This window comes from Capnocytophaga sp. oral taxon 326 str. F0382, from assembly GCF_000318295.1.
In the GTDB taxonomy this organism is placed as follows: domain Bacteria; phylum Bacteroidota; class Bacteroidia; order Flavobacteriales; family Flavobacteriaceae; genus Capnocytophaga; species Capnocytophaga periodontitidis.
Window position 1 is genome coordinate 29457 of record NZ_KB291358.1, and the last position, 602, is coordinate 30058.

General features: G+C 22.6%; 1 protein-coding gene. It reads right to left on the minus strand.

The window, feature by feature from the left end:
• Positions 1-134 precede the first annotated feature (134 nt).
• On the minus strand, positions 135-602 hold a 468-nt coding region (locus HMPREF9073_RS00570), incomplete at its 5' end, for a hypothetical protein (protein ID WP_009750673.1).

Below are 602 nucleotides of genomic sequence, written 5' to 3' on the forward strand. Positions count from 1 at the left end.
GACGCAAAAGTGATTTTGAGACTTTTTGGACAGCGCCTTTATAATTTCTTTGATACTTTTGAAATTATCCTTTTAAAAGTAAACGTACGAAATTTTAAACTAGAACTTTTCTTATAGTCTTATATGAATGTTTTTTACCAAGATAAATACAAAGGAGGATATTCTTTTAAAGTAGCTTTAAAATTTAAAGAAAAAGAATTAATTTCAATGTATCTAATCGTTTTAACACATTCTCTTTTCTGATTGAAAAAACTAATCTTAATATAATATTTACCGTATTTTTTTATTCTAATAAAAGATGTAAAAAGAATTTTTATAAATTCTTTAAAGTATTTTTCTTCTTTTGGAGAGGAAAGTGATAAATCTAATATTTCTTTTGCTTCATCAATATCTATTTGTACTCCAAAGGAATTTAATATTATTGAAAAGAAAATGTTATTAGGTTTATTATAATGTAACTTTAAATAATCTTCACAGCTTATAGTGTCTGTTACAAAATATTTATTCTTCAAAATTGAAGGTAAGTTCAGAGAATAGAGGACTTCATCTATTATCTTTATTTGATTTACAATTTCTTTTGAATGTCTCATTATAAAGTTATA